At 73.1% G+C, this 23,922-nt stretch carries 25 protein-coding genes; 17 read left to right on the top strand and 8 right to left on the bottom strand.

Going from position 1 to position 23,922, the window contains the following annotated elements:
• Positions 1–80: 80 nt before the first annotated feature.
• Positions 81–1,175, top strand: a complete 1,095-nt coding sequence (locus ACIBCA_RS34280; protein ID WP_396287008.1) for a hypothetical protein — start codon at positions 81–83, stop codon at positions 1,173–1,175.
• Positions 1,172–1,708, top strand: coding sequence for a GNAT family N-acetyltransferase (locus tag ACIBCA_RS34275; protein ID WP_396287007.1), 537 nt, complete (start codon positions 1,172–1,174; stop codon positions 1,706–1,708). The genes ACIBCA_RS34280 and ACIBCA_RS34275 overlap by 4 nt, the downstream gene beginning before the upstream one ends.
• Position 1,709: 1 nt before the next feature.
• Here the strand turns inward: ACIBCA_RS34275 and ACIBCA_RS34270 are convergent, their stop codons facing one another.
• Positions 1,710–2,315, bottom strand: a complete 606-nt coding sequence (locus ACIBCA_RS34270; protein ID WP_396287006.1) for a hypothetical protein — start codon at positions 2,313–2,315, stop codon at positions 1,710–1,712.
• Positions 2,316–2,500: 185 nt separating this feature from the next.
• On the opposite strand from ACIBCA_RS34270, the gene ACIBCA_RS34265 reads away from it, so the two are divergent.
• Positions 2,501–4,075: a phosphonate degradation HD-domain oxygenase gene (locus ACIBCA_RS34265; RefSeq protein ID WP_396287005.1), complete on the top strand. Its 1,575-nt coding sequence runs from the start codon at positions 2,501–2,503 to the stop codon at positions 4,073–4,075.
• 61 nt (positions 4,076–4,136) lie between these two features.
• On the opposite strand, the gene ACIBCA_RS34260 is transcribed toward ACIBCA_RS34265, so the two are convergent.
• On the bottom strand, positions 4,137–4,925 hold the full coding sequence (locus ACIBCA_RS34260; RefSeq protein WP_396287004.1) for a GntR family transcriptional regulator: 789 nt from the start codon (positions 4,923–4,925) through the stop codon (positions 4,137–4,139).
• Positions 4,926–5,234: 309 nt separating this feature from the next.
• On the opposite strand from ACIBCA_RS34260, the gene ACIBCA_RS34255 reads away from it, so the two are divergent.
• Genes ACIBCA_RS34255 through ACIBCA_RS34230 form a run of 6 tightly spaced genes read left to right on the top strand, consistent with a single transcriptional unit; the run spans position 5,235 to position 10,387 of the window.
• Positions 5,235–6,401, top strand: a complete 1,167-nt coding sequence (locus ACIBCA_RS34255; protein ID WP_396287003.1) for an ABC transporter substrate-binding protein — start codon at positions 5,235–5,237, stop codon at positions 6,399–6,401.
• Between the two features lie 6 nt (positions 6,402–6,407).
• Entirely contained in the window at positions 6,408–7,385 is a 978-nt protein-coding gene (locus ACIBCA_RS34250; RefSeq protein WP_396287002.1) for an ABC transporter permease subunit, read from the top strand.
• Entirely contained in the window at positions 7,385–8,194 is an 810-nt protein-coding gene (locus ACIBCA_RS34245; protein ID WP_396287044.1) for an ABC transporter permease, read from the top strand. The genes ACIBCA_RS34250 and ACIBCA_RS34245 overlap by 1 nt, the downstream gene beginning before the upstream one ends.
• Before the next feature lie 31 nt (positions 8,195–8,225).
• Positions 8,226–9,317 carry an ABC transporter ATP-binding protein gene (locus ACIBCA_RS34240; RefSeq protein ID WP_396287000.1) on the top strand — a complete coding sequence of 364 codons (1,092 nt, stop codon included), beginning with the start codon at positions 8,226–8,228 and terminating at the stop codon, positions 9,315–9,317.
• Positions 9,318–9,354: 37 nt separating this feature from the next.
• Positions 9,355–10,059, top strand: a complete 705-nt coding sequence (locus ACIBCA_RS34235; protein WP_396286999.1) for an HAD family hydrolase — start codon at positions 9,355–9,357, stop codon at positions 10,057–10,059.
• 7 nt (positions 10,060–10,066) lie between these two features.
• Entirely contained in the window at positions 10,067–10,387 is a 321-nt protein-coding gene (locus ACIBCA_RS34230) for a multidrug efflux SMR transporter (protein WP_031078299.1), read from the top strand.
• A gap of 120 nt (positions 10,388–10,507) precedes the next feature.
• Here ACIBCA_RS34230 and ACIBCA_RS34225 read toward each other — a convergent pair whose 3' ends face one another.
• The 4 genes from ACIBCA_RS34225 to ACIBCA_RS34210 all read right to left on the bottom strand — a co-directional run bounded on the left by ACIBCA_RS34225 (position 10,508) and on the right by ACIBCA_RS34210 (position 13,745).
• Positions 10,508–11,182 carry a phosphonatase-like hydrolase gene (locus ACIBCA_RS34225; protein WP_396286998.1) on the bottom strand — a complete coding sequence of 225 codons (675 nt, stop codon included), beginning with the start codon at positions 11,180–11,182 and terminating at the stop codon, positions 10,508–10,510.
• 19 nt (positions 11,183–11,201) lie between these two features.
• Complete coding sequence (locus tag ACIBCA_RS34220; RefSeq protein WP_396286997.1) at positions 11,202–12,323, bottom strand: TIGR03364 family FAD-dependent oxidoreductase; 1,122 nt, start codon at positions 12,321–12,323, stop codon at positions 11,202–11,204.
• A gap of 93 nt (positions 12,324–12,416) precedes the next feature.
• Complete coding sequence (locus tag ACIBCA_RS34215) at positions 12,417–12,938, bottom strand: pyridoxamine 5'-phosphate oxidase family protein (protein WP_396286996.1); 522 nt, start codon at positions 12,936–12,938, stop codon at positions 12,417–12,419.
• A gap of 144 nt (positions 12,939–13,082) precedes the next feature.
• Positions 13,083–13,745 carry a phosphatase PAP2 family protein gene (locus ACIBCA_RS34210; protein ID WP_396286995.1) on the bottom strand — a complete coding sequence of 221 codons (663 nt, stop codon included), beginning with the start codon at positions 13,743–13,745 and terminating at the stop codon, positions 13,083–13,085.
• A gap of 264 nt (positions 13,746–14,009) precedes the next feature.
• Here ACIBCA_RS34210 and ACIBCA_RS34205 point away from each other — a divergent pair, with 264 nt between their 5' ends.
• The 3 genes from ACIBCA_RS34205 to ACIBCA_RS34195 all read left to right on the top strand — a co-directional run bounded on the left by ACIBCA_RS34205 (position 14,010) and on the right by ACIBCA_RS34195 (position 17,070).
• On the top strand, positions 14,010–14,402 hold the full coding sequence (locus tag ACIBCA_RS34205; protein ID WP_396286994.1) for a BlaI/MecI/CopY family transcriptional regulator: 393 nt from the start codon (positions 14,010–14,012) through the stop codon (positions 14,400–14,402).
• Positions 14,399–15,406 (top strand): M56 family metallopeptidase, encoded by a 1,008-nt coding sequence (locus ACIBCA_RS34200; protein WP_396286993.1) that lies wholly within the window; start codon positions 14,399–14,401, stop codon positions 15,404–15,406. The genes ACIBCA_RS34205 and ACIBCA_RS34200 overlap by 4 nt, the downstream gene beginning before the upstream one ends.
• A gap of 149 nt (positions 15,407–15,555) precedes the next feature.
• Positions 15,556–17,070, top strand: coding sequence for a GAF domain-containing protein (locus ACIBCA_RS34195; RefSeq protein WP_396286992.1), 1,515 nt, complete (start codon positions 15,556–15,558; stop codon positions 17,068–17,070).
• Here ACIBCA_RS34195 and ACIBCA_RS34190 read toward each other — a convergent pair.
• Positions 16,986–17,489: an SsgA family sporulation/cell division regulator gene (locus ACIBCA_RS34190; protein WP_396286991.1), complete on the bottom strand. Its 504-nt coding sequence runs from the start codon at positions 17,487–17,489 to the stop codon at positions 16,986–16,988. The genes ACIBCA_RS34195 and ACIBCA_RS34190 overlap by 85 nt on opposite strands.
• A gap of 296 nt (positions 17,490–17,785) precedes the next feature.
• On the opposite strand from ACIBCA_RS34190, the gene ACIBCA_RS34185 reads away from it, so the two are divergent.
• The 5 genes from ACIBCA_RS34185 to ACIBCA_RS34165 all read left to right on the top strand — a co-directional run bounded on the left by ACIBCA_RS34185 (position 17,786) and on the right by ACIBCA_RS34165 (position 22,840).
• Positions 17,786–19,069 (top strand): hypothetical protein, encoded by a 1,284-nt coding sequence (locus ACIBCA_RS34185; protein ID WP_396286989.1) that lies wholly within the window; start codon positions 17,786–17,788, stop codon positions 19,067–19,069.
• 141 nt (positions 19,070–19,210) lie between these two features.
• A complete protein-coding gene (locus ACIBCA_RS34180) occupies positions 19,211–20,533 on the top strand; it encodes a TerD family protein (protein ID WP_396287043.1) in 1,323 nt (440 codons plus the stop codon).
• Between the two features lie 121 nt (positions 20,534–20,654).
• Positions 20,655–21,617 (top strand): SGNH/GDSL hydrolase family protein, encoded by a 963-nt coding sequence (locus tag ACIBCA_RS34175; RefSeq protein ID WP_396286988.1) that lies wholly within the window; start codon positions 20,655–20,657, stop codon positions 21,615–21,617.
• Positions 21,618–21,670: 53 nt separating this feature from the next.
• Positions 21,671–22,159 (top strand): GNAT family N-acetyltransferase, encoded by a 489-nt coding sequence (locus tag ACIBCA_RS34170; protein ID WP_396287041.1) that lies wholly within the window; start codon positions 21,671–21,673, stop codon positions 22,157–22,159.
• 87 nt (positions 22,160–22,246) lie between these two features.
• Complete coding sequence (locus ACIBCA_RS34165) at positions 22,247–22,840, top strand: Uma2 family endonuclease (protein WP_396286987.1); 594 nt, start codon at positions 22,247–22,249, stop codon at positions 22,838–22,840.
• A 64-nt stretch (positions 22,841–22,904) separates the two neighbouring features.
• On the opposite strand, the gene ACIBCA_RS34160 is transcribed toward ACIBCA_RS34165, so the two are convergent.
• Positions 22,905–23,834, bottom strand: coding sequence for a proline dehydrogenase family protein (locus tag ACIBCA_RS34160; RefSeq protein ID WP_396286986.1), 930 nt, complete (start codon positions 23,832–23,834; stop codon positions 22,905–22,907).
• Between the last annotated feature and the right edge of the window lie 88 nt (positions 23,835–23,922).

The raw sequence follows: 23,922 nt of genomic DNA, 5'->3' as shown, positions 1-23,922 counted from the left end.
GGATGATCCGAACAGATCATCCCACCGCCCTGCCCGCCCCCGGCCCACCATCATCAGCCGGCCGGCACACGAAGATCGGCGTGCACCGTCTTGCCGAACTCGTCGGCCGTGACACCCCACTGCCCACGCAGCGGTGGCAGAGTGTTGCCAGCAATCGACTCTGCGCAGGGGGCGTTGTGGCTGCTCGAAGGCTGGCCGATCTCCGGAAGGCCGCCGGTTACACCCAGGAATCCTTCGTCGATGCCTTCGCGTCGATGGCCAACAGCTTGGCCATCGACGCGGCCGTGAGCGTTCGCCAGCTCCGCCGCTGGGAGTCGCCGAATCCTCCCTTGCCTCACCCTGGTCAACAAGCGGTGATCGAAGCCCTGTTGGGTGTCCCGCTCACCGAACTCGGATTCACCGTCCCACCGGAGCGGGCGCGCCACGGTCCGGCCGGCAAGCATGGTCAGGACGTGGACCACCGACACTTCGACGTAGATGTGGGCGCGATCGTCGGCGCCTCTGTGCTCCCTGTTGCCCAGGACCTACGCATCGTCACGTTCCTTCGATCAAGGGTCTCCGACCTGTACACGATCGACCATTCCCAGGGCGGCAAGGTCGCACAGCGGGCCGCCGTGCAGGTGTTGCGGCAGGTCGAGATAGCGGTGACGGACGGCTCGTACCTGGAGCGGATCGGGCGCAGCCTGCACCTCCTGTCCGGCACTCTGCACTCCCATCTCGGCTGGATCGAGTTCGACGCAGGGGCGCGGTGCTCGCTCACCTGGCACGACCGGGCGGACAAGGCCACCGAAGCGCCTCGGTGGACGGCGTTCGCCGGTCAGGTCGAGATCGACTACGCCACGGCCGCGTGGCACGTACAGACCGGGCGTCCCGCCCATGCGATCCCCTTCCTCCGATCGGCCCTGAAACAGCTCGGGCCGACGTACAGCCGGAACGCGGCCCTGTACCGGGCGCGCCTGGCCGAGGTCCTCCTGGAGGCCGGCGAGGTGGAGGAGGCCTGTGCGGAGGCGCTGGCGAGCGCCTCCGCAGCTCAGGGCATGGCCTCGGCCCGGCTGGTGGACCGATTGGGCGCAGTGGCATCGTCAGCCGAGCGGATCGGTACGGCACCGGCGCGGGACTTCGTGGCGCGGGTTCGGGCGTTCGGTGTCCGGGTGGAGAGCGGGAGGCGGGCGTGACGGTCGTGGTCGAGGTGTTGGACGGCGGGCACACTGCCGTCCTGGAGAGGCAGTTGCGGGCCGTGTTCGCCGAGGCGTTCGCGGAGCCGCCGTACGAGGCGGGTCCGCGCGATGTCGAGCGGGCGTTCCGCCGTTTCCGGTCGCAGGTGCGGCGGAGGGGGTTCCGGGCGGCGGTGGCGTTCGACGACGGAACGGCGGTGGGGATGGCGTACAGCTATCCGCTGTCCGCGACCACCGGCTGGTGGGACACGCTCACCGAGCCGGTGCCCGAGGAGATGCGGCGCGAGGACGGCGCACGGACCTTCGGGCTGTTCGAGCTGGCCGTACGCCCCGCCTGGCGCGGGCGGGGCGTCGCCACCGCGCTGCACCGCGCCCTGGTGGAGGGGCTGGACAACCGGCGCGTGATGCTCAACAGCCGCCCGGAGGCTTCCGCCGCGCAGGCCGCGTACCGGGCGTGGGGATACCGGCGGGTCGGTGCGGCCGTGCCGTGGGAGGGCGCGGCGGTGCACGAGGTGCTGGTGCTGGAACTGTGAATCAGGACGGGACTTCGGCCTGGTGGCGGAAGTCGCGGGCGTGGGCGGCCGCCGTGTCGGGGTCGGTGTCGGTCTCGTTGTAGGTGCCCCACATGCTGCCGTCGGCCCAGTCGCAGACGGCCAGGCGGTGGCCCTCGTACTCGGTGCTGCCGCACTTCATGACGCCCTCGCGGTCGCCCGCGTCGACCTTGTGGAGGTCGGCCGGGGCCATGCCGTTGGAGCGCTGGCGGGCGATCAGGTCGTCGAGTTCGGAGGCGGGCGTGAAGATGTGCTTCTCGTAGACGGTCACGAAGACCGTCCGCTCCTGGTCCGCGCTCAGGTAGGTGGTCGCGGAGACGCCCGAGTCGGAGGCGACGCTCACCGTCCGCTTGGCCCTGGACGCCTGCGGGTCGAGCGGCAGCCCGTCGAAGGTCCTCGGGGGCTCGTAGCGGTACGCGCCGAGGTTGGCGAAGTTGTCCGCGAAGTCGACGCCGAACCAGACGGCCCCGAGGGCGGCGGCGGTCGCGACGGTGCGCCAGAGCCGGGCGCGGGAGCGGGGGCGCGGGGCGGCGGGGGTGACGTCGACGAGGAGGTCGGCCTCGGGCTGCGGGTGATCGTTTTCTGGCACGGGCCAGATCAGACCAGGTCCGGACCATCCGGGGCAACGGTTTTCGGCCACCGCCCCCGCCACAGTTCCCGGAGCGTTCACCTCCCCGGCACCGGGAACTCACCGCCGCCCGGCAGGCTCCGAACAGAGGGGGCGAAGTTGGCTATACAACTCCCCCGCCATTCCGTCGAGCGGAGGAGACGTCCATGACCCCCCTGTCCCCGTACTGGCTGCGCGACAACTGCCCCTGCGCCGAGTGCCGCGCGCCCGGCAACGGCCAGAAGCTGTTCCAGATCAACGACCTGCCCGAGGGCCTCGCGATCGCCGCGAGCGCCGAGGTCGCGGGCAACCTCGAGGTGCTCTGGTCCGACGGCCACCGCTCCCGCTACCCGCTGGCCTGGCTGGACGAGGAGCGGGAGGGCGACGGCCGTACGGAGGAGGGCAAGCCCCTGTGGACCGCCGCCGACTTCGCGCGGGGCCTGCCCGAGGCCGAGTGGGCCGCCTACCTCGCCGACCCCGCCGAGCAGGCGTCCGTCCTGGCCGCCGTGCGCCGCAGCGGCTTCGCCCTGCTGCGCGGGGTGCCGACCACCGACCGCCGAGTCCTCACCGTGGCCCAGAGCTTCGGGTACGTGCGCGTCACCAACTACGGCGAGCTCTTCGACGTCCGCGTCGAGCCGGACCCGAACAACCTCGCCTTCACCAGCGCGGCCATCGCCCCGCACACCGACAACCCCTACCGCGATCCCGTCCCCACCCTGCAGCTCCTGCACTGCCTGGAGAACTCCGCGACCGGCGGCGACTCCGGCCTGGTCGACGGCTTCAAGGCCGCCGCGCTGCTGCGCGAGGAGGCCCCCGAGGACTTCGCCGTCCTCACCCGCACCCCCGTCCCGTTCGTCTTCCGCGACCGCCGCACCGAACTGCGCGCCGACCGTCCGCTGATCGACGTGGACGCCCTGGGCCGCATCCGCGAGGTCCGGTTCAACAACCGCTCCATCGGGACGCTCAGGGGCGACGGACTCGACGCGTTCTACGCCGCCTACCGCCGCTTCGCCGCCATCACCCTGCGCCCCGAGCTGCAGCTGACCTTCCGCCTCGACCCTGGCGACTGCCTGATCTTCGACAACACCCGTCTGCTGCACGCCCGTACGGCCTTCGAGCAGGACGGCCGCCGTCACCTCCAGGGCTGCTACGCCGACCTCGACTCCCTCGCCTCCACCCTCGCCGTGCTGCACCGCCGCACGGCCGCGCTGGACGCGATCGCCGAGCTGTTCGCGGGCGAGGGCGCCGGGGAGTACCTGGGCGAGGAGGTGACGATGGCCGAGCACATGCTCCAGGCCGCCGCTGCCGCCGAGGCGGCCGGGGCCGCGCCGCACCTCATCGCCGCCGCACTGCTGCACGACGTGGGGCACTTCCAGGGGGCGCTGCACGGAAGGGACTTGATGAAGGGTCAGGACAACCGCCACAGCGACACCGGCGCCGACTGGCTGGCCCGCTGGTTCGGCCCAGAGGTCACCGAGCCCGTACGGCTGCACGTGGCCGCCAAGCGCTACCTGTGCGCCGTCGAGCCGGGCTACCGCGAGCGGCTCTCCGAGGCGTCCGAGTACACCCTCCAGGTGCAGGGCGGGCCGATGGGCCCGGAGGAGGCCGCCGCGTTCGCCGAACTCCCGGGCGCCGCCGACGCGGTGGCCGTCCGCCGCTGGGACGAGCAGGCCAAGACGGCCGGGGCCGAGACCCCCGGCTTCGACCACTACCGCCCGCTGCTCACCGCGCTCATGTACTGAGACGCGACATGCGCTGAGCCGCGACACGCGCCGAGGAACACCCGTAACGGGACGGGGACGATCAGTCCCCGTCCCGCGCGTGCCGCGAAAGCGCCGACGTGGCCAGCGAGTTGTGCACGCTGAACGCCACCGTCCCCGGCAGGTACCGGTCCTGGGACCACTCCACCGGCGTGCCCGTCGGGTCCGTCGTGCGCCGCCGCTCGCGCAGCAGCGGCCCGCCCCGGCGGCAGCCGAGCAGCCGGGCGTCCACCGCGTTGGCGGTGACCACGTCGATGGTGTGGTCGGCGTCGGTGAACAGGATGCCGTGCTCGCGCAGGACTTCGGTGTGCGAGACGACGTCGGCCGGCAGCTCGGCGACGATCTCGCCGACGCGCGGCGGGTAGATCGTCCGCTCGACCATCACCGGCACCCCCGAGAGGGTGCGCAGCCGGACGGTCACGTACACCTCCGCGCCCGGCTCCAGGCGCAGTTGCTCGCACTCGGCGGCGTCGGCCGGGCGGCGCACCAGGGAGTCGAGGATGCCGCCGGGCTCCTCGCCCCGGGAGTACGCCCAGTGCGTGAAGCTGAGGAGTTCGGAGAAGCTCTGCACCCGGGCGCCGCCCAGGACGACCCGTCGGGTGCCGCGCCGCGAGGTGACCAGCCCGTCGGAGCGCAGCACGGCCAGGGCCTGGCGCACGGTGCCGCGCGAGACGCCGTACCGCTCCGCGAGGGCGCCCTCGGCGGGCAGTCGGCCGGCCTCGCCGTACGCCCCGGTGGTGATGGCCTCGCGCAGGTCGGCGGCGACCTTCCGGTACAGCGCCCCGCCGCGCTCCTCGGCCGCCTTGGCCGGGCGCTCGGACTCAAGTGCCACGTCAGTCAATGTCCCTCCTGGGGCGGTGTCCTGCGCAGCCGTACCGGCGCGGACTGCCCGACCATATCCCGCTGCGCTCCCGAAGCATCGCACCGAACGGATCGCGCTCCGATGGCCGGATTCCACCGTTCCCACAGCTGACCCCGGTTCTGGGCCGTCCGTTCACCTTCCCGTCACCGGACTCCGGGTTACTTACCCCCGTCAGCGAAGTTGGCTAGTCAACTCGGACGGCTCCGAACCGCCGCCACTCGCAGTGATCCCCCGATCAGACACCCGCTCCCAGTTCCCCCTTCTCAGGAGACTGAACCCGTGTCCGTGCACCGCGCCCGTACCGCCGCCCTCGCGGCCGTCCTGACCGCCGCCGCACTCTCGCTCACCGCCTGCGGCTCCGCCGGCTCCTCCAAGGCCAGTGGCAACGACGTCTCGGGCGGCAAGAACCCGAAGACCGCCACCTCCCTCGCCGACTTCGGCGGCATGGACGGCCTCGTCGCCGCCGCCAAGAAGGAGGGCAAGCTCCACGTCATCACGCTGCCGCGCGACTGGGCCAACTACGGCAAGCTGATGGACGACTTCAAGGCCAAGTACGGCATCGAGATCGAGGACGAGAACCCCGACGGTTCGAGCCAGGACGAGATCAACGCGATCACCTCCCGCAAGGGCCAGGACCGCGCCCCCGACGTCGTCGACCTGGGCGCCGCGTTCGCCACCTCCGGCGCCAAGCAGGGCCTCTTCGCCCCGTACAAGGTCAAGGACTTCGACAAGATCCCGGCCACCATGAAGGACGCCGACGGTCTGCGCTACAACGACTACGGCGGCTACATCTCCATCGCCTGCGACGCCAAGAAGGTCGGCACCTGCCCGAAGACCTTCGCCGACCTGCTCAAGCCCGAGTACAAGGGCATGGTCGCGCTCAACGGCAACCCGACCAAGGCGAACGCCGCGTACAGCGCCGTCATGGCCGCCGCCCTGGCCAACAGCGGCTCGCTGGACAACATCCAGCCCGGCATCGACTTCTTCGGCAAGCTGAAGCAGACCGGCAACTTCAACCCGGTCGAGGTCACTCCGGCGACCATCGAGAAGGGCGAGACCCCGATCACCATCGACTGGTCCTACCTGAACGCCGGCTACGCCGCGAAGTTCAAGGACAAGGGCATCGACTGGCAGGTCTCCATCCCGTCCGACGGCATCTACGCCAACTTCTACAACCAGGCCATCAACAAGGACGCGCCGCACCCGGCCGCCGCCCGCCTGTGGGAGGAGTACCTCTACAGCGCGGAGGGCCAGAACGGCTTCCTGGGCGGCTACGCCTCCCCGGCCCTGTTCGACGCCATGAAGGCCGCCGGCACCCTGGACACCGCCGCCGCCGCGAAGCTCCCGGCCGTCGAGAAGCCCTTCACCACCTTCCCGACCGACGACCAGACCACGGCGGCCAAGAAGGTCGTCACCGAGAACTGGGCCAAGGCGATCGCGGGCTGACCTGAGATGACCACGGCTCCCACCCCGGTGCCGGCCAGCACCCCCGCCGCCCAGAGCGGCGGGGGTGCCCCCGGCCCCGTCTCCCCCGCATCGGCCTCGGCCCGCACCGCCAAGGCCCCCCGTCCCGGCCGACGCCGCTCCGGCGGCAGCCGCGCCTGGCTCGCCGCCCTCCCCCTGCTGCTGTTCTTCGTGATCGGCTTCGGGCTGCCCGCCGTCGCGATCGCCATCGGCGCGTTCACGACGTCCACCGACGCCCCCGACGGCGGCGGCACCTTCACCACCGACAACCTCACCGGCTCCCTCCAGGGCGCCTACGCGACGGCCCTGTGGGGCAGCGTGAAGCTGTCGCTGCTGACGGCGCTGATCGCCGTGATCGTCGGCCTGCCGCTGGCCCAGGCCGTCGCGACCTCCCGCTTCCGGATGTTCCGCGAGGCCGTCATGTCCGCCTCCGGCGTGCTCGCCAACTTCGGCGGCGTCCCGCTGGCGTTCATGTTCGTGGCCACCCTCGGCAACGCCGGCGAGGTCACCAAGCAGCTCGGCCTCACCAAGCACGGCTGGAGCCTCTACACCTTCTCCGGCCTCTCGGTGGTCTACCTCTACTTCCTGGTGCCGCTGATGGTCATCACCATCACCCCCGCGCTGGAGGGCCTCAAGACCCAGTGGCGCGAGGCCGCCTCCAACAACGGCGCCACCGCGCTGCAGTACTGGCGCCACGTCGCGCTGCCCGTCCTGCTGCCCTCGCTGCTCGGCGGCTTCGTGCTGCTGTTCGGCGCCTCCTTCGCCGCGTACGCCACCGCCGAGGCCATGGTGGGCAGTTCGGTGCCGCTGATCTCGATGCAGATCGGCGACGCGCTGTCCGGCAACGTCCTGGTCGGCCAGGGCAACCTCGCCCTCGCGCTCGGCCTCGACATGATCGTGGTCGCCTGCCTGGTGATGGCCCTGTACCTGCCCCTTCAGCGCCGGAGTGCCAAGTGGCTCGCCTGATCGATCGCATCCGTTTCGGCCGCGCGGCCGTCCTGCTGATCTGCGGGATCTACTTCGCGGTGCCGATGGCCGCCTCGCTGTGGTTCAGCATCGACGACAACAAGGGCGGCACCACGTTCCGCGCCTACACCGAGCTGCTGAACGCCCCCGGCTTCACCGACAGCCTGGTGCTCAGCCTCGAACTGGCCGCCGTCACCGTCGCCGTGCTGCTGCTCCTGCTGGTCCCGGCGGTGCTCGCCGCCCGGCTCGGCGCTCCCAAGCTGCGCCCGGTGATCGAGGTGATGTGCTCGATGCCGCTGGTCGTCCCCGTCGTCGCGCTCACCACCGGCATCATCGGCGTGCTGCGCTGGGGCCCGGACTACCTGCAGGACACCCCGTTCTTCCAGACCATCGTCGCCATCCAGGACCCGGACTTCCCGATCGTCCTGATCATCGCGTACGTGCTGATGGCCCTGCCCTTCGCCTACCGGGCGATCGACTCGGGCCTGCGCGGCGTGGACGTGGTCACCCTGGTCGAGGCGGCCCGCAACTGCGGCGCCGGCTGGATGCGGGCGGTGTTCACCGTCGTGCTGCCGAACCTGCGCAGTGCACTGCTCAACGCGGCCGTGCTCACCGTCGCCCTGGTGCTCGGCGAGTTCACCACCGCCTCCATCCTCGGCTTCGCCCCCTTCTCGGTGTGGATCAACTCCAACGGCAAGAGCGACGGCCAGATGTCCGTCGCGGTCTCGATGCTCAGCCTGCTGATCGTCTGGGTCGTCCTGCTGCTGATGTCCGCCGTCGGCCGTGGCCGCAAGGGCGCCCGGTCCTGACCCACCCACCGCTTTCCAGGAGTTCCCAGTCATGACCACGGCCACCGCCCTCGCCAACGGCGTCGCGCTCGCCCCCGGCAGCGCCACCGTCGAGTTCCGCGACCTGCGCCGCAGCTTCGGCGCCACCACCGCCCTCGACGGCCTGGACCTCACCGTCCACCCCGGCGAACTGCTCGCCCTGCTCGGCCCGTCCGGCTGCGGCAAGACCACCGCGCTGCGCATCCTCGCCGGCTTCGAGACGCACGACTCCGGCGAGGTGCTCGTCGACGGCAAGGACATCACCTCCATCCCGGCGCACAAGCGTGACGCGGGCATGGTGTTCCAGTCCTACAGCCTCTTCCCGCACCTGACGGCCCTCGACAACGTCGCCTTCGGCCTGCGGATGCGCGGCACCGGCAAGGCCGACCGCCGCAAGCGCGCCATGGAGCTGCTGGAGCTGGTCGGCCTGCCGCACCGCGCCGAGCACTACCCGCACCAGATGTCCGGCGGCCAGCAGCAGCGCATCGCGCTCGCCCGCGCCCTCGCCCTGCAGCCGCGCGTGCTGCTCCTGGACGAGCCGCTGTCCGCGCTGGACGCCAAGGTCCGCCTCCAGCTGCGCGAGGAGATCCGCCGCCTCCAGCAGGAGCTGGGCATCACCACCCTGTTCGTCACCCACGACCAGGAGGAGGCGCTGTCCATGGCCGACCGCGTCGCGGTGCTGCGCGCGGGCAGGCTCGAGCAGTGCGCCACCCCGTCCGAGCTGTACGGGCGCCCGGCCACCGCGTTCGTCGCCGAGTTCGTCGGCACCATGAGCCGCATCCCGTGCACCCGCACCTCCGAGGGCGTCGAGGTGCTCGGCCGCCGCCACGCGGTGGACGGCGAGATCCCGGCCGACGGCGAGCTCCACGTGCTCGTCCGCCCGGAGAACGTCGACCTCACCCCGGCCGAGGACGGCCCGGCGCTCGTCGTCAACGCGTCCTTCCTGGGCGCCGTCACCCGCCTCACCGTCCGCCTGGACGACGGCACCGAGGTCAAGTCGGACCTGCCGACCGAGGCCACCGCCGCCCTCCCCGTCGGCTCGCGCGCCGCCCTCACCCTGCCGGAGCGCCCGGTGCTGGTGGACCGCCGCCCAAGCACTGTGTGATCCTTAACCCTCCCTTGAACCACCCGAAGGTACCGCCATGCCTGAATCCCCCCGTCCCGACGACCTGACCCCGATGACCGCACTGCCCGCCGCCGTCCTCTTCGACATGGACGGCACGCTGGTCGACACCGAGCAGCTCTGGTGGCAGGCCGCCGCCGAGCTCGCCCAGGAGCTGGGCCACCCGCTCACCGACGCCGACGCCCCCGAGGTCCTCGGCCAGGCCGTCGAGCACACCGCCGCGCACCTGCACCGGGCCAGCGGCACCGACCTGCCCGAAGCCGAACTCGCCCACCGCCTGGGCGAGTCCTTCGCCGGCAAGGTCGCCGCCGAGACCGTCCCGCGCCCCGGCGCCCTCGCGCTGCTCACCGCCCTGCGCGAGGCCGGGGTGCCCACCGCGCTGGTCTCCGCCTCCCCGCGCCGGGTCGTCGACCTGGTGCTCTCCTCGCTGGGCCGCGACTGGTTCGCCGTCACCCTGGCCGCCGAGGACACCGTACGGACCAAGCCCGCGCCCGACCCGTACCTCGCCGCCGCCGAGCACCTGGGCCTCGCGCCCGCCGTCTGCCTCGCCGTCGAGGACACCCCGACCGGCGTCACCTCCGCCGTCGCGGCCGGCTGCGCGGTGCTCGCCGTACCGTCCATGCCCGTCCCGATGCCCTCCGGCGACCGGGTCACGCTCCTCGCCAGCCTGGAACAGGCCGACCTCGCGCTGCTCGGGAAGCTCAGCGCCGCCCCGGTGGGCTGATCCCGGCATGCCGTACGTCCTGCTCGCCCTCGCCATCATCAGCGAGGTCTGCGCCACCAGCTGCCTCAAGCTCACCGAAGGCTTCACCCGCCTCTGGCCCAGCCTCGGAGTCGGCATCGGCTACGCGCTGTCCTTCCTCCTGCTCGGCCGCGCCCTCAAGCACATCCCGGTCTCCGTCGCCTACGCCGTCTGGTCCGGCGCCGGCACCGCGGCCGTCGCCGGCATCGGCGTCGTCGCCTTCGGCGAACACCTGGGCCGTCTGCAGTACCTCGGCCTCGCCCTGGTGATCGTCGGCGTCGTCGTCCTCAACCTCAAGGGCAGCCACTGAGCCGAGAAGCGGAAGGGGGCGACCGGAGTTTCCGGTCCGCCCCCTTCCGCTTCTCGGCGCCCTCCGGACAGGCCGAACGGGCGGCCCCTCGGGGCCGCCCGTTCGCATTGCATGACCGAACTAGCCGAGCAGGCCCGGCAGTTCGGCGATGGAGGCGAGCACGTGGGTGGCGCCGTCCGCGCGCAGCCGGGCCTCGTCGTGGGCGCCGGTGAGGACGCCGGCGACGATCGAGGCGCCGGCGCGGGTGCCGGTGAGCATGTCGTAGCCGGTGTCGCCGGCGACGGCGATCTGGCGGACGGAGTCCGTCCCCGTGCGCAGCAGGGCCGTCAGCGCGAGGTCGGGGTACGGACGGCCGCGGCCGGCCTCGGCGGGGCAGAGGGTGAGGTCGGCGATGTCCTGCCAGCCGAGGGCGGCGAGGATGCGGTCCTGGGTGGCGCGGGAGAAGCCCGTGGTCAGGACCACCTTCCGTCCGCTGCCGCGGAGTTCGGCGATGGCCTCGGCCGCGCCGGGGAGGGCCTCGCAGTGGCCGGCGTCGACGAGGTCGTGGTAGGCGGCCTCGAAGGCGACGTTGGCGCGCTGCGCCTTCTCCTCCTCGCCGAACAGGTGCCGGAAGACGGAGATCTTGGACTCGCCCATGGTGGCGCGCACGTGCGCGAGCATCGGGTCGAACTCCGGGCTCCCGGCCTCGACGCCGAGCGCGGAGGCGGCGGCGGTGAAGGCGCGCTCGACGAGCCCGTCGTCGGCCACCGTCGTGCCGGCCATGTCGAGCACGACCAGTCGGATGTCGTCAGTCATCTCAATTACCCTTACGGATTCACAGGTTGGCGAGCTGGGCGGTCGTCTCGGCGATGGCCGGCGAGCAGGTCATGCCGCGCCCGCCGGGGCCGGTGACCAGCCAGACGGCGTCCCGCACCTTCTCGCGGTGCACGACCCGGGTGGTGTCCACGCACTGCGCGTACACCCCGGCCCAGCGGCGGCGGATGCGCGGCAGCGGGCGGCCGAGCAGGGCCTCCGCCACCTCCTTGACGTGGTCGTACGGGTCCTCGACGACGTCGAAGCCGAACGGCTGGTCGTACTCGTGGGTGTCCCCGATGGTGAGGCCCCCGTCGCGGCGCTGGACCATCAGCAGCTGCATCTTGTGCTCGGCGGCGATCGCGGTCTGCGGCTGGGTGTCGCGGAGGCGGTCGAGGGCGGTGCCGGCGAAGGCGGGGTAGTACCGGAAGCTGTCGCCGTCGGCGACCGAGGTGGTGAGGGTCTCGCCCAGCGGGTCGGTCTGCATCATCTGCAGCCGGACGCGGCGCACGGGCAGCTGGGGGGCGAGTTCGCGGACGAGGCCGCCGAGCCAGGCGCCGGTGCACAGGATGACCAGGTCGCCGGTGTGGACGTCGCCGTGGTCGTCGCGGACGGCGTTCTCGCCGACGACCTCGCGGACCTCGCGCCCGGGCAGGAAGGTGTAGCGGCCGGTGGCCGTCAGATGAGCCCGCAGTGCGGGCTGGGCGGTGCGGGGCTCGACGGCGGCGTCGCGCTCGCACCACAGGGAGCCGAGCAGTTCGCCGCGCAGGGCGGGGTTGGCGGCGCGGGTCTCGTCGGCGTCGAGCAGTTTGTAGCCGCGGGCGGCGGCGTCGGGCAGGGTCAGGGCCTGCTCGGCGACGGCGAGTTCGGCCTCGGTGCGGATGGCGGTGAGGGAGCCGTTGGCCCGGAAGCCGAGGTCGGGCACCTCGGCGCCGATCTCCTGCCACAGTTCGCGGGCGCGCAGCGCGGTGTCCAGTTCCTCGCCCTGCGCGCGCCCGCTGACCCAGACCAGGCCGAAGTTGCGGACGGAGGCGCCGCGCGCCTCGCTCTCGCGCTCCAGGTGGACGACCTCGTGACCGCGCTCGACGGCCTGCCAGGCGTGCATGCTGCCGAGCACGCCTGCTCCTACGACGATGACTCTCATGGCGGCCAGGCTGGTGCGTCCAGGTGTCCGAGGGGCATCGGAACGCCGTACCTCAGATGAATCACCTGAAAAGTTGTACATACAACACGGCCATCAGCCCTGCCCCCGCACCACCCGGGCCCGCAGATAGTTGCGCCGCCCGAAGTTCGGCTCGTCCACCGCCGTCAGCTCCTCCACCTGGAACCGGTACAGCGCCGCCGCCCCGCCCCCGGTGAGGTACTGCCGCCGCGTCTCCGCGTCCTGCGCGAAGGACGGGTACCTGCCCTGGTACGCCGCCAGCGCCGCCTCCGCCTGGTGCCCCCACGCCTCGCCCGCGCTGCCGGTCAGCTGCAGCCCGCGCAGCTGCTCGCCGAAGGCCGGCGGCGGCAGGAACACGGTGGCGGCCGCCCGGGCCTCCTCCGCGAGGTGGTGGCTGTGCCGGGTGGAGCGCTCGCTGACGAAGCACAGGACGAGGTCGTCGTCGTACGCGAAGAACGCCAGGTTGGCGTGCGGCCCGTGCTCGTGGCCGGCCGTGGCGAGGGTGAGCACCATGGCTTCGGCGAGCAGGCCCTCGACGCCCTTGTGCAGCAGGTCGGCCGGCCAGTCCCCCTGCGTGATGTCCAGTCGGTACGGCATGTGGCACTCCCTCCCCGGCAGGCGCCTTCGCGCCCCGAGCACGACTGAGCCGGGCGGCGCCCCCGCGAACGGGGGCCGCACGCCCGGCTCACATGCTCCACCCACCGTCCGAAATCGGACAAGGGGTGGGTCGGACTCCGCCGCTCAGTACCGCCGCGCCCCGGCGCCGGCGTACCCCTGCGCCACCACCGGCTGCGCACCCGGCCCGAGCAGCGGACGCAGCGCGCCCGCCCGCATCCGGTCCACCAGCGGCCCGCACCGCCGGGCCAGCGGCGCCAGCAGCAGCGCGATCACCACGCCGACCACCGCGCCGACCGCCACGTCGTGCGGGTAGTGCACGCCGACCCAGACCCGGGAGGCGCCCATCAGCACCGCGAGGACCAGGGCGATCTTCCCGAGCCGCCGGTTCGCGAACCACAGCGCGGCCGCGGCGGCGAAGGCGATCACCGTGTGGTTGCTGGGGAACGACCAGTCCCCGCTTCCCGGGCAGGTCTCCAGCGAGACGCTCCCGGGGATCTGCGCGCAGGGCCTGGTCTCCTCGATCACGCTCTTCAGCACCGAGTTGGCCAGGTACGCGAGGACGACGATCACCGGGGAGGCCAGCACCCTGGCCATCACCACCGAGTCCAGGCCCCGTGCCCGCCACCACGCGTACAGCATGAAGACGGCGAAGACCCCGAGGCCCAGCGCCGACCAGACCTTGATCAGCTCGTCCAGCCAGTGCGGCGCGGCCTGCGCCCACCGGTTCACCTGGCTGTAGAGACCGCCGTCGATACCACTTCCGTCGAACGCGGCCAGCGGCGTCACACGTCACCTCCGTGACTGCGCGCCTTACGGGCGCGGAACATTTCGAGAACAAGAGGGAGCACGGGACAACTACTACCAGACCGATGATCGGCAGCGGATATCCGTCGATACCGGGAACGGACGGCCCGGGACGCCCCGACACGGCCCGAGAGCGGTGGACCTCCCGTACGTTGGAGGGCGACCCGGAGACGGGCCCGCCCCGGCCGTCTACAATCGCGTAGACGGTCTACAAGACTGTAGACGATACCTGGAGGAAGCGCCGCCATGTCCGACGTACCGTCCGCCCGCCGCCCCGCCGGTGAGCTGGAGGCCGAGGTGCTGGCCGCGCTCTGGTCGGCGAGACAGCCGATGACCCCGCAGGACGTGCAGGCGGCCCTCGGCGGGGACCTCGCCCGCACGACCATCGCCACGATCCTCGCCCGGCTCCACGACAAGGGGACCGTCGAGCGCACCCGCGCGGGCCGCGCCTACGCCTACACCCCCACCGTCCAGGACCCGGCCGGCCTCGCCGCCCGGCGCATGCACACCGAGCTCGGCCGCGAGGCCGACCGCTCCACCGTGCTCGCCCGCTTCGTCTCCGACCTCTCCGCCGAGGACGAGCAGCTCCTGCGCGACCTCCTGGGCGACGGCGGGCCAGGGTCGGCGGGCGCCCCATGATGCTCGCCGTCTGGGCCCCGCTCCTCCTGCCCTTCCTGGCCGCCCCTCTCGCCCGCCGCCTCGCCGACGCCCTTCCGCCCCGCGCCGCGGCCCTGACCCTCGCGGGCACCACGGCCGTCCTCGCCGTCGGCACCCTCTGCTCCCTCGGCCTGCTGGCCGTGGCCGGGCTCCTCCAGCTGCCCCCGGTCGCCGCGGTCGGCCACCTCTCCCTGCCCTGGCTCACCGCCGCCGCGCCGGACGCCCCCTTCGCCGCCGCCGCGGCCGGAGTCGCCCTGCTCGTCCTCACCGCCCTCGCCGTCCGCACCGCCCGCCGACGCCGACGCGAACTACGCGCCGCCCGCGCCGCGCTCCCCCCGCACGCCCCCGTGCGCCCGCCGCGCTCCCCCCGAGGCCTCCTCGCCTCCCTCCTCCAGCCGGGCGAACCCCCGCTCACCGTCCTCGACGACGAGCGCGCCGACGCCTTCGCCCTCCCCGGCCACCTCCACGAAACCGGCCGCATCGTCGTCACCTCCGGCATGCTGCGCGCCCTCGACGGCCCCGAACGCGCCGCCCTCCTCGCCCACGAACGCGCCCACCTCACCGCCCGCCACCACCTCTACCTCGCCCTCGCCGAACACGCCGCCGACCTCCACCCGGCCCTGCGCACCCTGCGCTCCCCCCTCGGCTACCACCTGGAACGCTGGGCAGACGAGTCCGCCGCCACCCACGTCGGCGACCGCACCGTCACCGCCCGCGCCGTCGGCCGCGCCGCCCTCGCCGCCAGCCGCGCCCCCTGGCCCGCCCGCCCCCGCCTCGCACCCGCCGCCCACTCCGGCCCGGTCCCCCGCCGCGTCGCCGCCCTCCTGCACCCCCGTCCCACCCCGCGCCCCACCCCGCGCCACCGCGCCACCACCCTCGCCCTGGCCGCCTGCCTCACCCTCACCACCGCCGCCACCCTCGAGGCCACCGCCGACCTCCACCACACGGTCGAAGCCGCGCAGTACACCCCCGGGCACCACCACTGACGGGGCGCACGGGCCGGAGCCCGCGCGCCCGCACCACCCCCACCCGGCGACCACCCCGACTTGCCGGACCCCATCCCCACAGCCCCACCTCCCCCGTACTCTTTCGTCAGCGCGCCACCCCGGCGCGCCCTCGACCCCCGCGAGGAGCGATGCGCGTGCGGCAGACCGGACGCCAGTCCCGACGGCCCGAGCGCCGTACCCCACCTGCCACGGCAACCACCGCAGAGCTCGCCAAGGTCCACGAGCACACCCTCACCGAACCCCTCGCCGACCTCACGGCGCCCGCCGAGCCCGCCCTCCTCCAGCCCCGCCCCGAGATCGGCGACTCCTGGGCCCGGCTGCGCCGCCTCGGCCTCGACCCCGACACCGGCGCCGCCGCCGTCCAGCTCGGCCCCGCCGAGCTCGAGCGGCGCCGACGCACCAGCGGCCTGACCACCGTCATGCCCGTCCTGCGCGACACCCTCCTCACCCCCGTCGCCCAGGCCCCGCTGCTCCTCGCGATCGCCGACGCCGAGGGCCACGTCCTGTGGCAGGAGGGCGAACGCGGCCTGCGCCGCAGCGCCGAACGGATCGGCTTCCTGACGGGCGCCCGCTGGACGGAGGAGAGCGTCGGCACCAACGGCATCGCCGTCACCCTGCGCGCCCGCCGCCCCATGCAGGTCCACTCCTCCGAGCACTACCTGCGCAGCCACCACGCCTGGACCTGCGTCGCCGCCCCCGTCCACGACCCGGGCACCGGCCGCCTCGTCGGCGCGATCAACCTGAGCGGCCCGGCCCACAACGTCCGCCCGTACCTGCTGCAGCTCACCGCCACCGCCGCCCGCCTCGCCGAGACCGAACTGCGCGCCCACCGCATGGAGGCCCTGCACCAGCTGCGCACCCTCGCCGCGCCCCTGCTGGCCCGGGTCGGCGGACCGGCCCTCGTGGTGGACGCGGCCGGCTGGACGGCCGCCGCCGCCGGCATGCCCGCGCCCGAACGGCTCCGGATCCCCGCCAACGGCTGGGCCCCCGCCGCACTGCACTGGGTGCCGGGCCTCGGCGAGTGCGTCCTGGAGCCCCTCGCGGACGGCTGGCTGGTGCGCCCGGTCGGCGTCCCCGGCGAGGACGGCCACGGCGAGCTGAGCACCGAACGGGCCGAGGGCGCCCGGCTACGGCTGGACCTGCGCCGCCCCGAGCGCCCCGAACTCTCCGTCCAGGGCGCCGCCGACAGCTGGTCGCACCCGCTCAGCCCGCGCCACGCCGAGCTGCTGCTCCTGCTCGCCACCGCCCGCGAGGGCAGCACGGCGGCGCAGCTCGCCGAGGCGCTGTTCGGCGACCGCGCCCGCACGGTGACGGTGCGCGCCGAACTGTCCCGGCTGCGCCGCTACCTGGGCGGGCTGCTGGCCCACCGTCCGTACCGGTTCGCCGAGTCGGTGCTGGTCACGGTGGACGGACCGGAGGACCCGTACGACCTCCTGCCCGCCTCCACCGCTCCGGCGGTGCGGCATCTGCGGGCCGCCCTCGCCGCGGGCACGGCCCGGCTGCCGGGCGCGGTCCCGGCAGCCGTCCCACAGCCGCGCCCGCCCGGGGACGGCCCGACTCAGCAGCCTCCCGCGAGCAGTTCGGCGAGCTGGGCGTCGGTGGGCCCGCAGTCGTGCTCCTGGTCGACGGAGACGAGCGCGTAGGTGCGGTCCAGCCACGCCTGGACCCGGGGCTTGGAGACCTCCAACAGGGCGCTGCCGTGCGGGGATTCGAGCGCCAGGTGCAGCGTCGAGCCGTGGCAGGGGCAGTAGGCGGGCCACAGTTTGACGTCGCCCTGGCCGCTCAGGGTGCACAGGCCCTCGCGCAGCAGGTCGCGGGAGAACACCCAGTCGGCCTCGTCCGGGCGGCCGAGGTGGAAGGTCAGCAGCACCTCGTACGGGCGGGCGGCGTCGAATCGGAACCGGGTGCGCACCTCGCCGATGACCTCCTCGCCGAGCGAGATCCTCAGCATCAGCACCTCCTCCACCGCCGCCGGAGCGGCGGTGGAGCCGTCCCCATCGCCGCCCGTGGGGGTAGCGGCGAGGGGCGCACTGGAGGCTGCGGACAGCGGGTCGGGCGGCATGACGATCTCTCCGGGACGGCTCGGGATGCCTCCCAGCGTGCGTCACCCGCCGCCCGGCGGCAAGGGTTGCAAAGAGGTTGCAATAACCCCCCTTCGAGCCCCGCAGCCCTTACCGAAATCACCGGACGGACCGTCAACTCCCGGCTGTCGAACGAGTGTCCACGAAGTGGATCGGAAACGTCCACAGGTCGACCGCCCGCTGGTAGGCTCGCCCCCTCCCTGCGCGGGCCGGGGCGCCTCGAGGTGCGTGGGAGAATACTGCGACGCGACGGCGGCTTCGGGGAGGGATGGGTCCGTTGGCGGTACGCGAGGACACCGCGCGGGACGTACGGCACGAGCCCGAACGGCACGGCAGACACGGCCGCCCGCGCCCGTTCGGCGGCCGGTTCCGCCTCCCCACGCTCCGCTTCTCCGGCGCCGCGATGGCGATGTCCACCGTGGTCGGGATCAGCATCGCCACGACCCTGCTCCTGAACGAGCAGCAGGGCGTCGGCCGCCGCGCCGGAGTCGCCCGGATCGGCACCACGCCGCCGGCCACACCCACGGCGGACGAGCAGACGGAGGCGGCCGCCGGGCAGACCCCGAGCGCCGACCACGCCTCCGGGCGCCCCTCCCACCAGCACGATCGCGGGCCCAGGCGGGGGAACGACGGCACCACGGCCGCCGGCCGCCAAGGCCCCCAGGTCCCGTCCCCGAGCGTGCCCGCGCACGGCGGCGAGACCACCGACCACGACGCCTCGCCCTCCGCGGCCTCCGCGGCCTCCGGACCGTCCGGCACCCCCTCGGCCCCGGCCTCCGGCACGGCGGGCGCAGCGGGCACCACCGACACCCCGAGCGCCGGACCGTCCCCCCACATCACCGGCCCGCGCCCGATCTCCCCCCACCTCCCGGTGCCGGGCCCCGCCCCTGAACCCGCTCCCGCTCCCGTTCCCCCGCCCGGCGGCGACGGGGACGGCGACGGCGACGTGACGGCCGCGAAAGCCTCCCCGCAGTCCCCGCAGTCCCCGCAGCCTCCGCAGACCCCCGAAGCCTCCGGTGACGACGCCGCCGAGACCCCGCTCCTCGTCGGCAGCGCCCAGCGCACCCCGCTCGGCCCGGACGGCCTGCGCCACCGCCTCGACCTCACCGTCATCGAGCCCGTCACCGCCCTGCAGGTCGAGTTCCGCCTCGCCCCCGGCACCTCCGCCCCCGGCACCGACTCCGCCTGGACGGACCTGCCCGGCGCCGAGGTCACCGTCCTGCAGGAGCGCGGCACCCTGGTCTACCGCTTCACCACCCCGCCCGGCACGGACGTCAGGCCCGGCCGCTACGGCTTCGGCGTCTCCGGCGCCCGCCCGGTCGGCGTCACCCCCGCCGAGAGCTGGAGCGCCGCCGCCTTCGGTATCGACCACCCCCACGCGGTCGCCACCCTCGGCGCCTTCCCCGCGCCGCCGCCCGCGCCCTCGCCCACGCCCTCATCCACGCCCTCCCCGGCGCCCCCGCCCGTACTCCGGCCCGCCCCGAAGGCCCCTGCGGCGACCACGACGACCACGACGGCCACGACACCGACACTCCCGAAGGCCCCCACCACCACCCCCTGACGGACCCCCACCCCGCCGCCCGCCGACCGGGCTCGTCCCGCCGCACCCGTTCGTTACTGTGGGCAGCACCCGGCCCGGCGCCCCGAACGCCCCCGGCCGGGCCGCCGCCCAGCACCTGAGGAGGAGTCCGTGCCCACCGTCCTGTCCCCGGGTGGCAACGCCCCGCTGACCGCCCCGCGGGTGACCGTCGAGGTCACCGCTCCCAGGGCGCTGGACGTCTCCGCCCTGCTGCTCACCGACAACGGCAAGGTCCGCTCCGACCAGGACTTCGTCTTCTTCAACGCCCCGCAGGGCCCCGGCGTGACCCTGCGCCCGGCCGGCTCCGGCGCCCCGGACACGATCACCGTGGACACCCCGGCCGTCCCGAACGCCATCAGCAAGATCGTGGTCACCGCCAGCCCCGCCGACCAGACCTCCACCTTCGCCGGGATCGAGCCCACCGCGACCGTCCGCGACGCCGACACCGGCGACGTCCTGGTCACCTTCACCCCCGCGCGGCTCGGGCTGGAGACCGCGCTGATCGTGGTCGAGGTCTACCGCCGGGGCGGCTCCTGGAAGGTGCGCGCCGTCGGCCAGGGCTACGCGGACGGTCTGGCGGGCATCGCCACCGACTTCGGCGTCACCGTCGAGGACTCCTCCACCGGAGCCGCCGAAACCGCCGGAGCCGCCAGCGCAACCGCCGCTGCCGCAGCCGAGCCCCTCGACCCGAGCAACCCCACCGTCCAACTCCCCTTCCCGGCAAGCCCCGTGAGCGCGCCCACCGTCCACCTCCCGCTCGCTCCCCCGCCGCCGCCCGTACCGCCCGCCCCCGCCTACGACCCGCGCGTCGAGTACGCCGCGCCCGCGCCCGCCCCGGCCCCCGCGGCCGCCGGGCGCCCGAAGGTCACCCTCGACAAGGGCCGCGTCAGCCTGGTCAAGGGCGGCTCCGTCTCCCTGGTGAAGAACGGCCGCCCCTACCTCTCCTCCGTCCGCATGGCCCTCGGCTGGGAGTCCGCGGCCCGCGGCCGCGAGATCGACCTGGACGCCTCCTGCCTCGCCTTCGACGCCCGCCACAAGCGGCTGGAGACGGCCTGGTTCATGAAGCTGACCATCTTCAACGGCGCCGTCGCCCACTCCGGCGACAACCTGGTCGGCGGTGACGGCGGCGACGACGAGTCGATCACCGTCCACCTGGAGGGCCTGCCCGAGGAGGTCCACGCCCTCGTCTTCGTCGTCAACTCCTTCTCCGGCCAGCGGTTCACCGAGGTCCGCAACGCCTACTGCCGCCTGGTCGACGTCCGTACCGAGGAGGAGCTCGTCCGCTTCGACCTCACCCACTCCGAGGCCCACACCGGCGTGGTGATGTGCAAGCTGGTGCGCCGCCCCTCCGGCGAGTGGGAGATGACAGCCCTGGGCGAGTTCGTCGACGCCAAGACCGCCCGGGGCATGATCGAGCCCTCCGCCGCCCTCCTGCAAGGCCGGTAGCGCGGCAACCTCACCCCCACGATTTCACCCTCCCGGGATCTCAAGCCGTCCCCTCAACGGCTCGATCTGACTCCCAGGGGGTGACATCGCGCTCTCCCCCGCACCCATTGGAGGAGAGACCGTGCCACGCTTCCTGTCCCGCCTCGCCGTCGCCGGCTCCGCCGCCGCGCTCGCCGCCGGCCTGCTCTCCCCCACCGGCGCCCAGGCGGCCGTCAAGCCGACCCCGCGCCCCGCCGCACTGCGCTGGGCCGCCCTCGGCGACTCGTACACCGCAGGCCTCATCGAGGCCACCGGCCGCCTGACCGACCCCCGGGACGGCTGCGCCCGCACCGCGCTCTCCTACCCCGAGGTGCTCCGCCGCGACCTCGGCTCCCTGGTCGACCTGCGCAACGTCAGCTGCAGCGGCGCCACCACCCAGAATGTGTACGCCACCAAGCAGACCCCCATGGGCCGCCCCCTCCCACCGCTCGGCACCGACCCCGACGCCCCCTACCCGCCCGTCCCCTCGCAGATCGACGCCGTCTCCCCGGACGCGGACGTCGTCACCGTCGGCATCGGCGGCAACGACCTCGGCTTCGGCGGCATCCTCAAGGACTGCATCGAACTCGGCGCCGCCACCCTCGGCCAGGGCACCCCCTGCAAGGACAAGTACGACGCGAGCCTGCCCGACCGCTTCCACCGGCTCGACGGCGACTACGGCACCATGCTCGACTCGCTGCACTCCAAGGCCCGGTTCGCCCGGATGATCACGGTCGGCTACCCGCACCTCGTCCCCGAGGACACCTCGCTCTGCCGCTACGGGGACCCGCTCCAGTTCGCCACCTTCACCACCGGCGACCTCGACTGGGCCCGCACCGCCGTCCTCGAACCCCTCAACGGGGTCGTCGCCGCACAGACCGCCCGCCACCACGACACCTTCGTCGACCTCTACCCCGACTCCACCGGCCACAGCGTCTGCGACGCCGACCACTGGCTCGACGGCGTGCTCACCAGCGTCATCCCGCTCAGGTACGCCCTCGTCCACCCCAACGCCACCGGCCAGGCCCACATCGCCGACCACGTCGGCCAGGCCCTGCTCGGCTGAAAAACCGCTGGCGCCCCGGCCCCTCCCCCGGTCATCCTGACCCGATGCCCAAGATCCACATCCGCGAGGCCACCGCCGAGGACTGGCCCGCCATCTGGCCCTTCTTCCACACCATCGCCGCCGCCGGCGAGACCTTCGTCTACCCCCTCGACCTGACCTTCGAGCAGGGCCGGGAATGGTGGATGCTCGATGCCCCCAACCGCACCGTCGTCGCCGTCGACGAGGACGGCACCGTCATGGGCTCCGCCAACATGCACCGCAACCGCCCCGGCCCCGGCTCCCACGTCGCCAGCGGCAACTACATGGTCGCCCCCACCCACCAGGGCAAGGGCATCGGCCGCGCCCTCCTCGAGCACACCGTCGACCTGGCCCGCCACCAGGGCTACCGCGCCATGCAGTTCAACGCCGTCGCCGCCAACAACCACCACGCCCTCAAGCTCTACCAGTCCGTCGGCTTCGAGATCGTCGGCACCGTCCCCGAAGCCTTCCACCACCCCACCGACGGCTACATCGGCCTCCACGTCCTGCACCTCTACCTGTAAACCACACCATCGAGTGAAGATCCGCCGCACACGGCATACCCGGCTCAAACAGTGAATAGCGTGACGCCCATCTGAAGGAGGGGCATCATGAGTGCTGTGGCGCATGAGCAACCGATCACGGACTCCCCATCGCAGGCTGACATCCTGCTGGAGAGCTTCCTGAGCCTGCACTCCCCCGAAGGCTTCCGGGCCGAGCTCATCGAGGGAGAGATCATCGTGGCACCACCGCCGGACGGCGATCACGACGACTGCATCAACCACCTCATCAAGCAGGTGACTCGCCGTTCAGCGACCGATATGAGCGTCTCCGGCACCAGAGGCATCCGCCTCGTAAGCGGCGGTCTCTGCCCGAAGAATCATGTGATCCCTGATGCGACCTTCGCGCCCGAAGAACTCCGCCTCTTCAAAGGTGCTCCGCCTTGGATGGAGCCGGATGGCATGGTGATGGTCGCCGAGGTCACGTCCAGCAAGCCCGACATCGACCGCATCACCAAGCGGCACTGTTACGCCCGTGCCGGCATCCCGCTCTACCTCCTCGTCGACCGGAAGAAGTCGCAGGTCAGCCTGTTCAGCAAGCCACACCGCGAGGAGTACACCGAGGTCCATCTGGCCGCCTTCGGCGAGCCGCTCGCCCTCCCCGCGCCCTTCGAGTTCGAGCTCGACACCAAGCCGTTCCTCTAGCCGCACGGCAAACGGCCCGCACCCTCCGTCAAGGGTGCGGGCCGTCGGTCCTGGGTGTCGCGGGTCAGCCCCGGGAGGCCATGGCGCGCAGGAAGAAGGTGAGGTTGGCCGGGCGCTCGGCGAGGCGGCGCATGAAGTAGCCGTACCACTCCTGGCCGTACGCGAGGTAGATGCGCACGGTGTTGCCCTCGGAGGCGAGGCGCAGCTGCTCCTCGGGGCGGATGCCGTAGAGCATCTGGTACTCGAAGGAGTCGCGCTTGCGGCCGTTCCACTGGGCCAGCTGGCCGGCGATCTTGATCATGTTGGGGTCGTGCGAGGCGACCTGGGGGTAGCCCTCGCCGGCCATCAGGACCTTGAGCGCGCGGACGTACGCGAGGTCGACCTCGTGCTTGCCCTGGAAGGCGACCGACTCGGGCTCCTTGTAGGCGCCCTTGCACAGGCGCACGCGCGAACCCGCGTGGGCGAGGTCGCGGCAGTCGCCCTCGGCGCGGCGCAGGTACGCCTGCACGACGACGGCGACGGACGGGAAGTCCACCCGCAGGTCCCGCGCGATGGAGAGCTGGCCGTCGGTCATGGTGTGGTCTTCGGCGTCGAGGCTCGCGGTGATGCCGATCCGCGCGGCGGCCTCGCAGATGCGGTGGGCGTTCTCCAGCGCGATCTTCTCGCCGTCGACGGGCAGCGACTGGCCCACGGCGGTCAGCTTGATGGAGACGTCGGCGCCCTCGGCGATCCCGTTCTCCTCCAGCGCCTTCAGCAGCGCGAGGTAGGCGTCGGCGGTGGCGGTGGCCTGCGAGACGTCGACGGTGTCCTCGCCGAGGTGGTCGAAGGTGACCGTGCGGCCGGTGGCGATGAGCTCCCGGTACGCGGCGAGGGCCGGCTCGATCGCGTCACCGGCGACGAAGCGGTCGACTATCGCGTGGGTGAGGGGGAACTTCTCGACCACGGTGCGGACCTGCGAGGACCGGGAGGCCGCGAGAAGGGCGGTACGGAGCATCGTGACTCCAGGAGCTGGTGATTCCAAGGGTGGCAGAAGAGCCGGGGCGGCGGAACGGGGGTGTGGCCGCCGCCCCGGCGGGGCGACG

The sequence above is a fragment of the Kitasatospora sp. NPDC051170 genome, from assembly GCF_044455705.1.
Classification (GTDB): Bacteria; Actinomycetota; Actinomycetes; order Streptomycetales; family Streptomycetaceae; genus Kitasatospora.
This window is presented reverse-complemented; position numbering and strand designations above follow the sequence as displayed.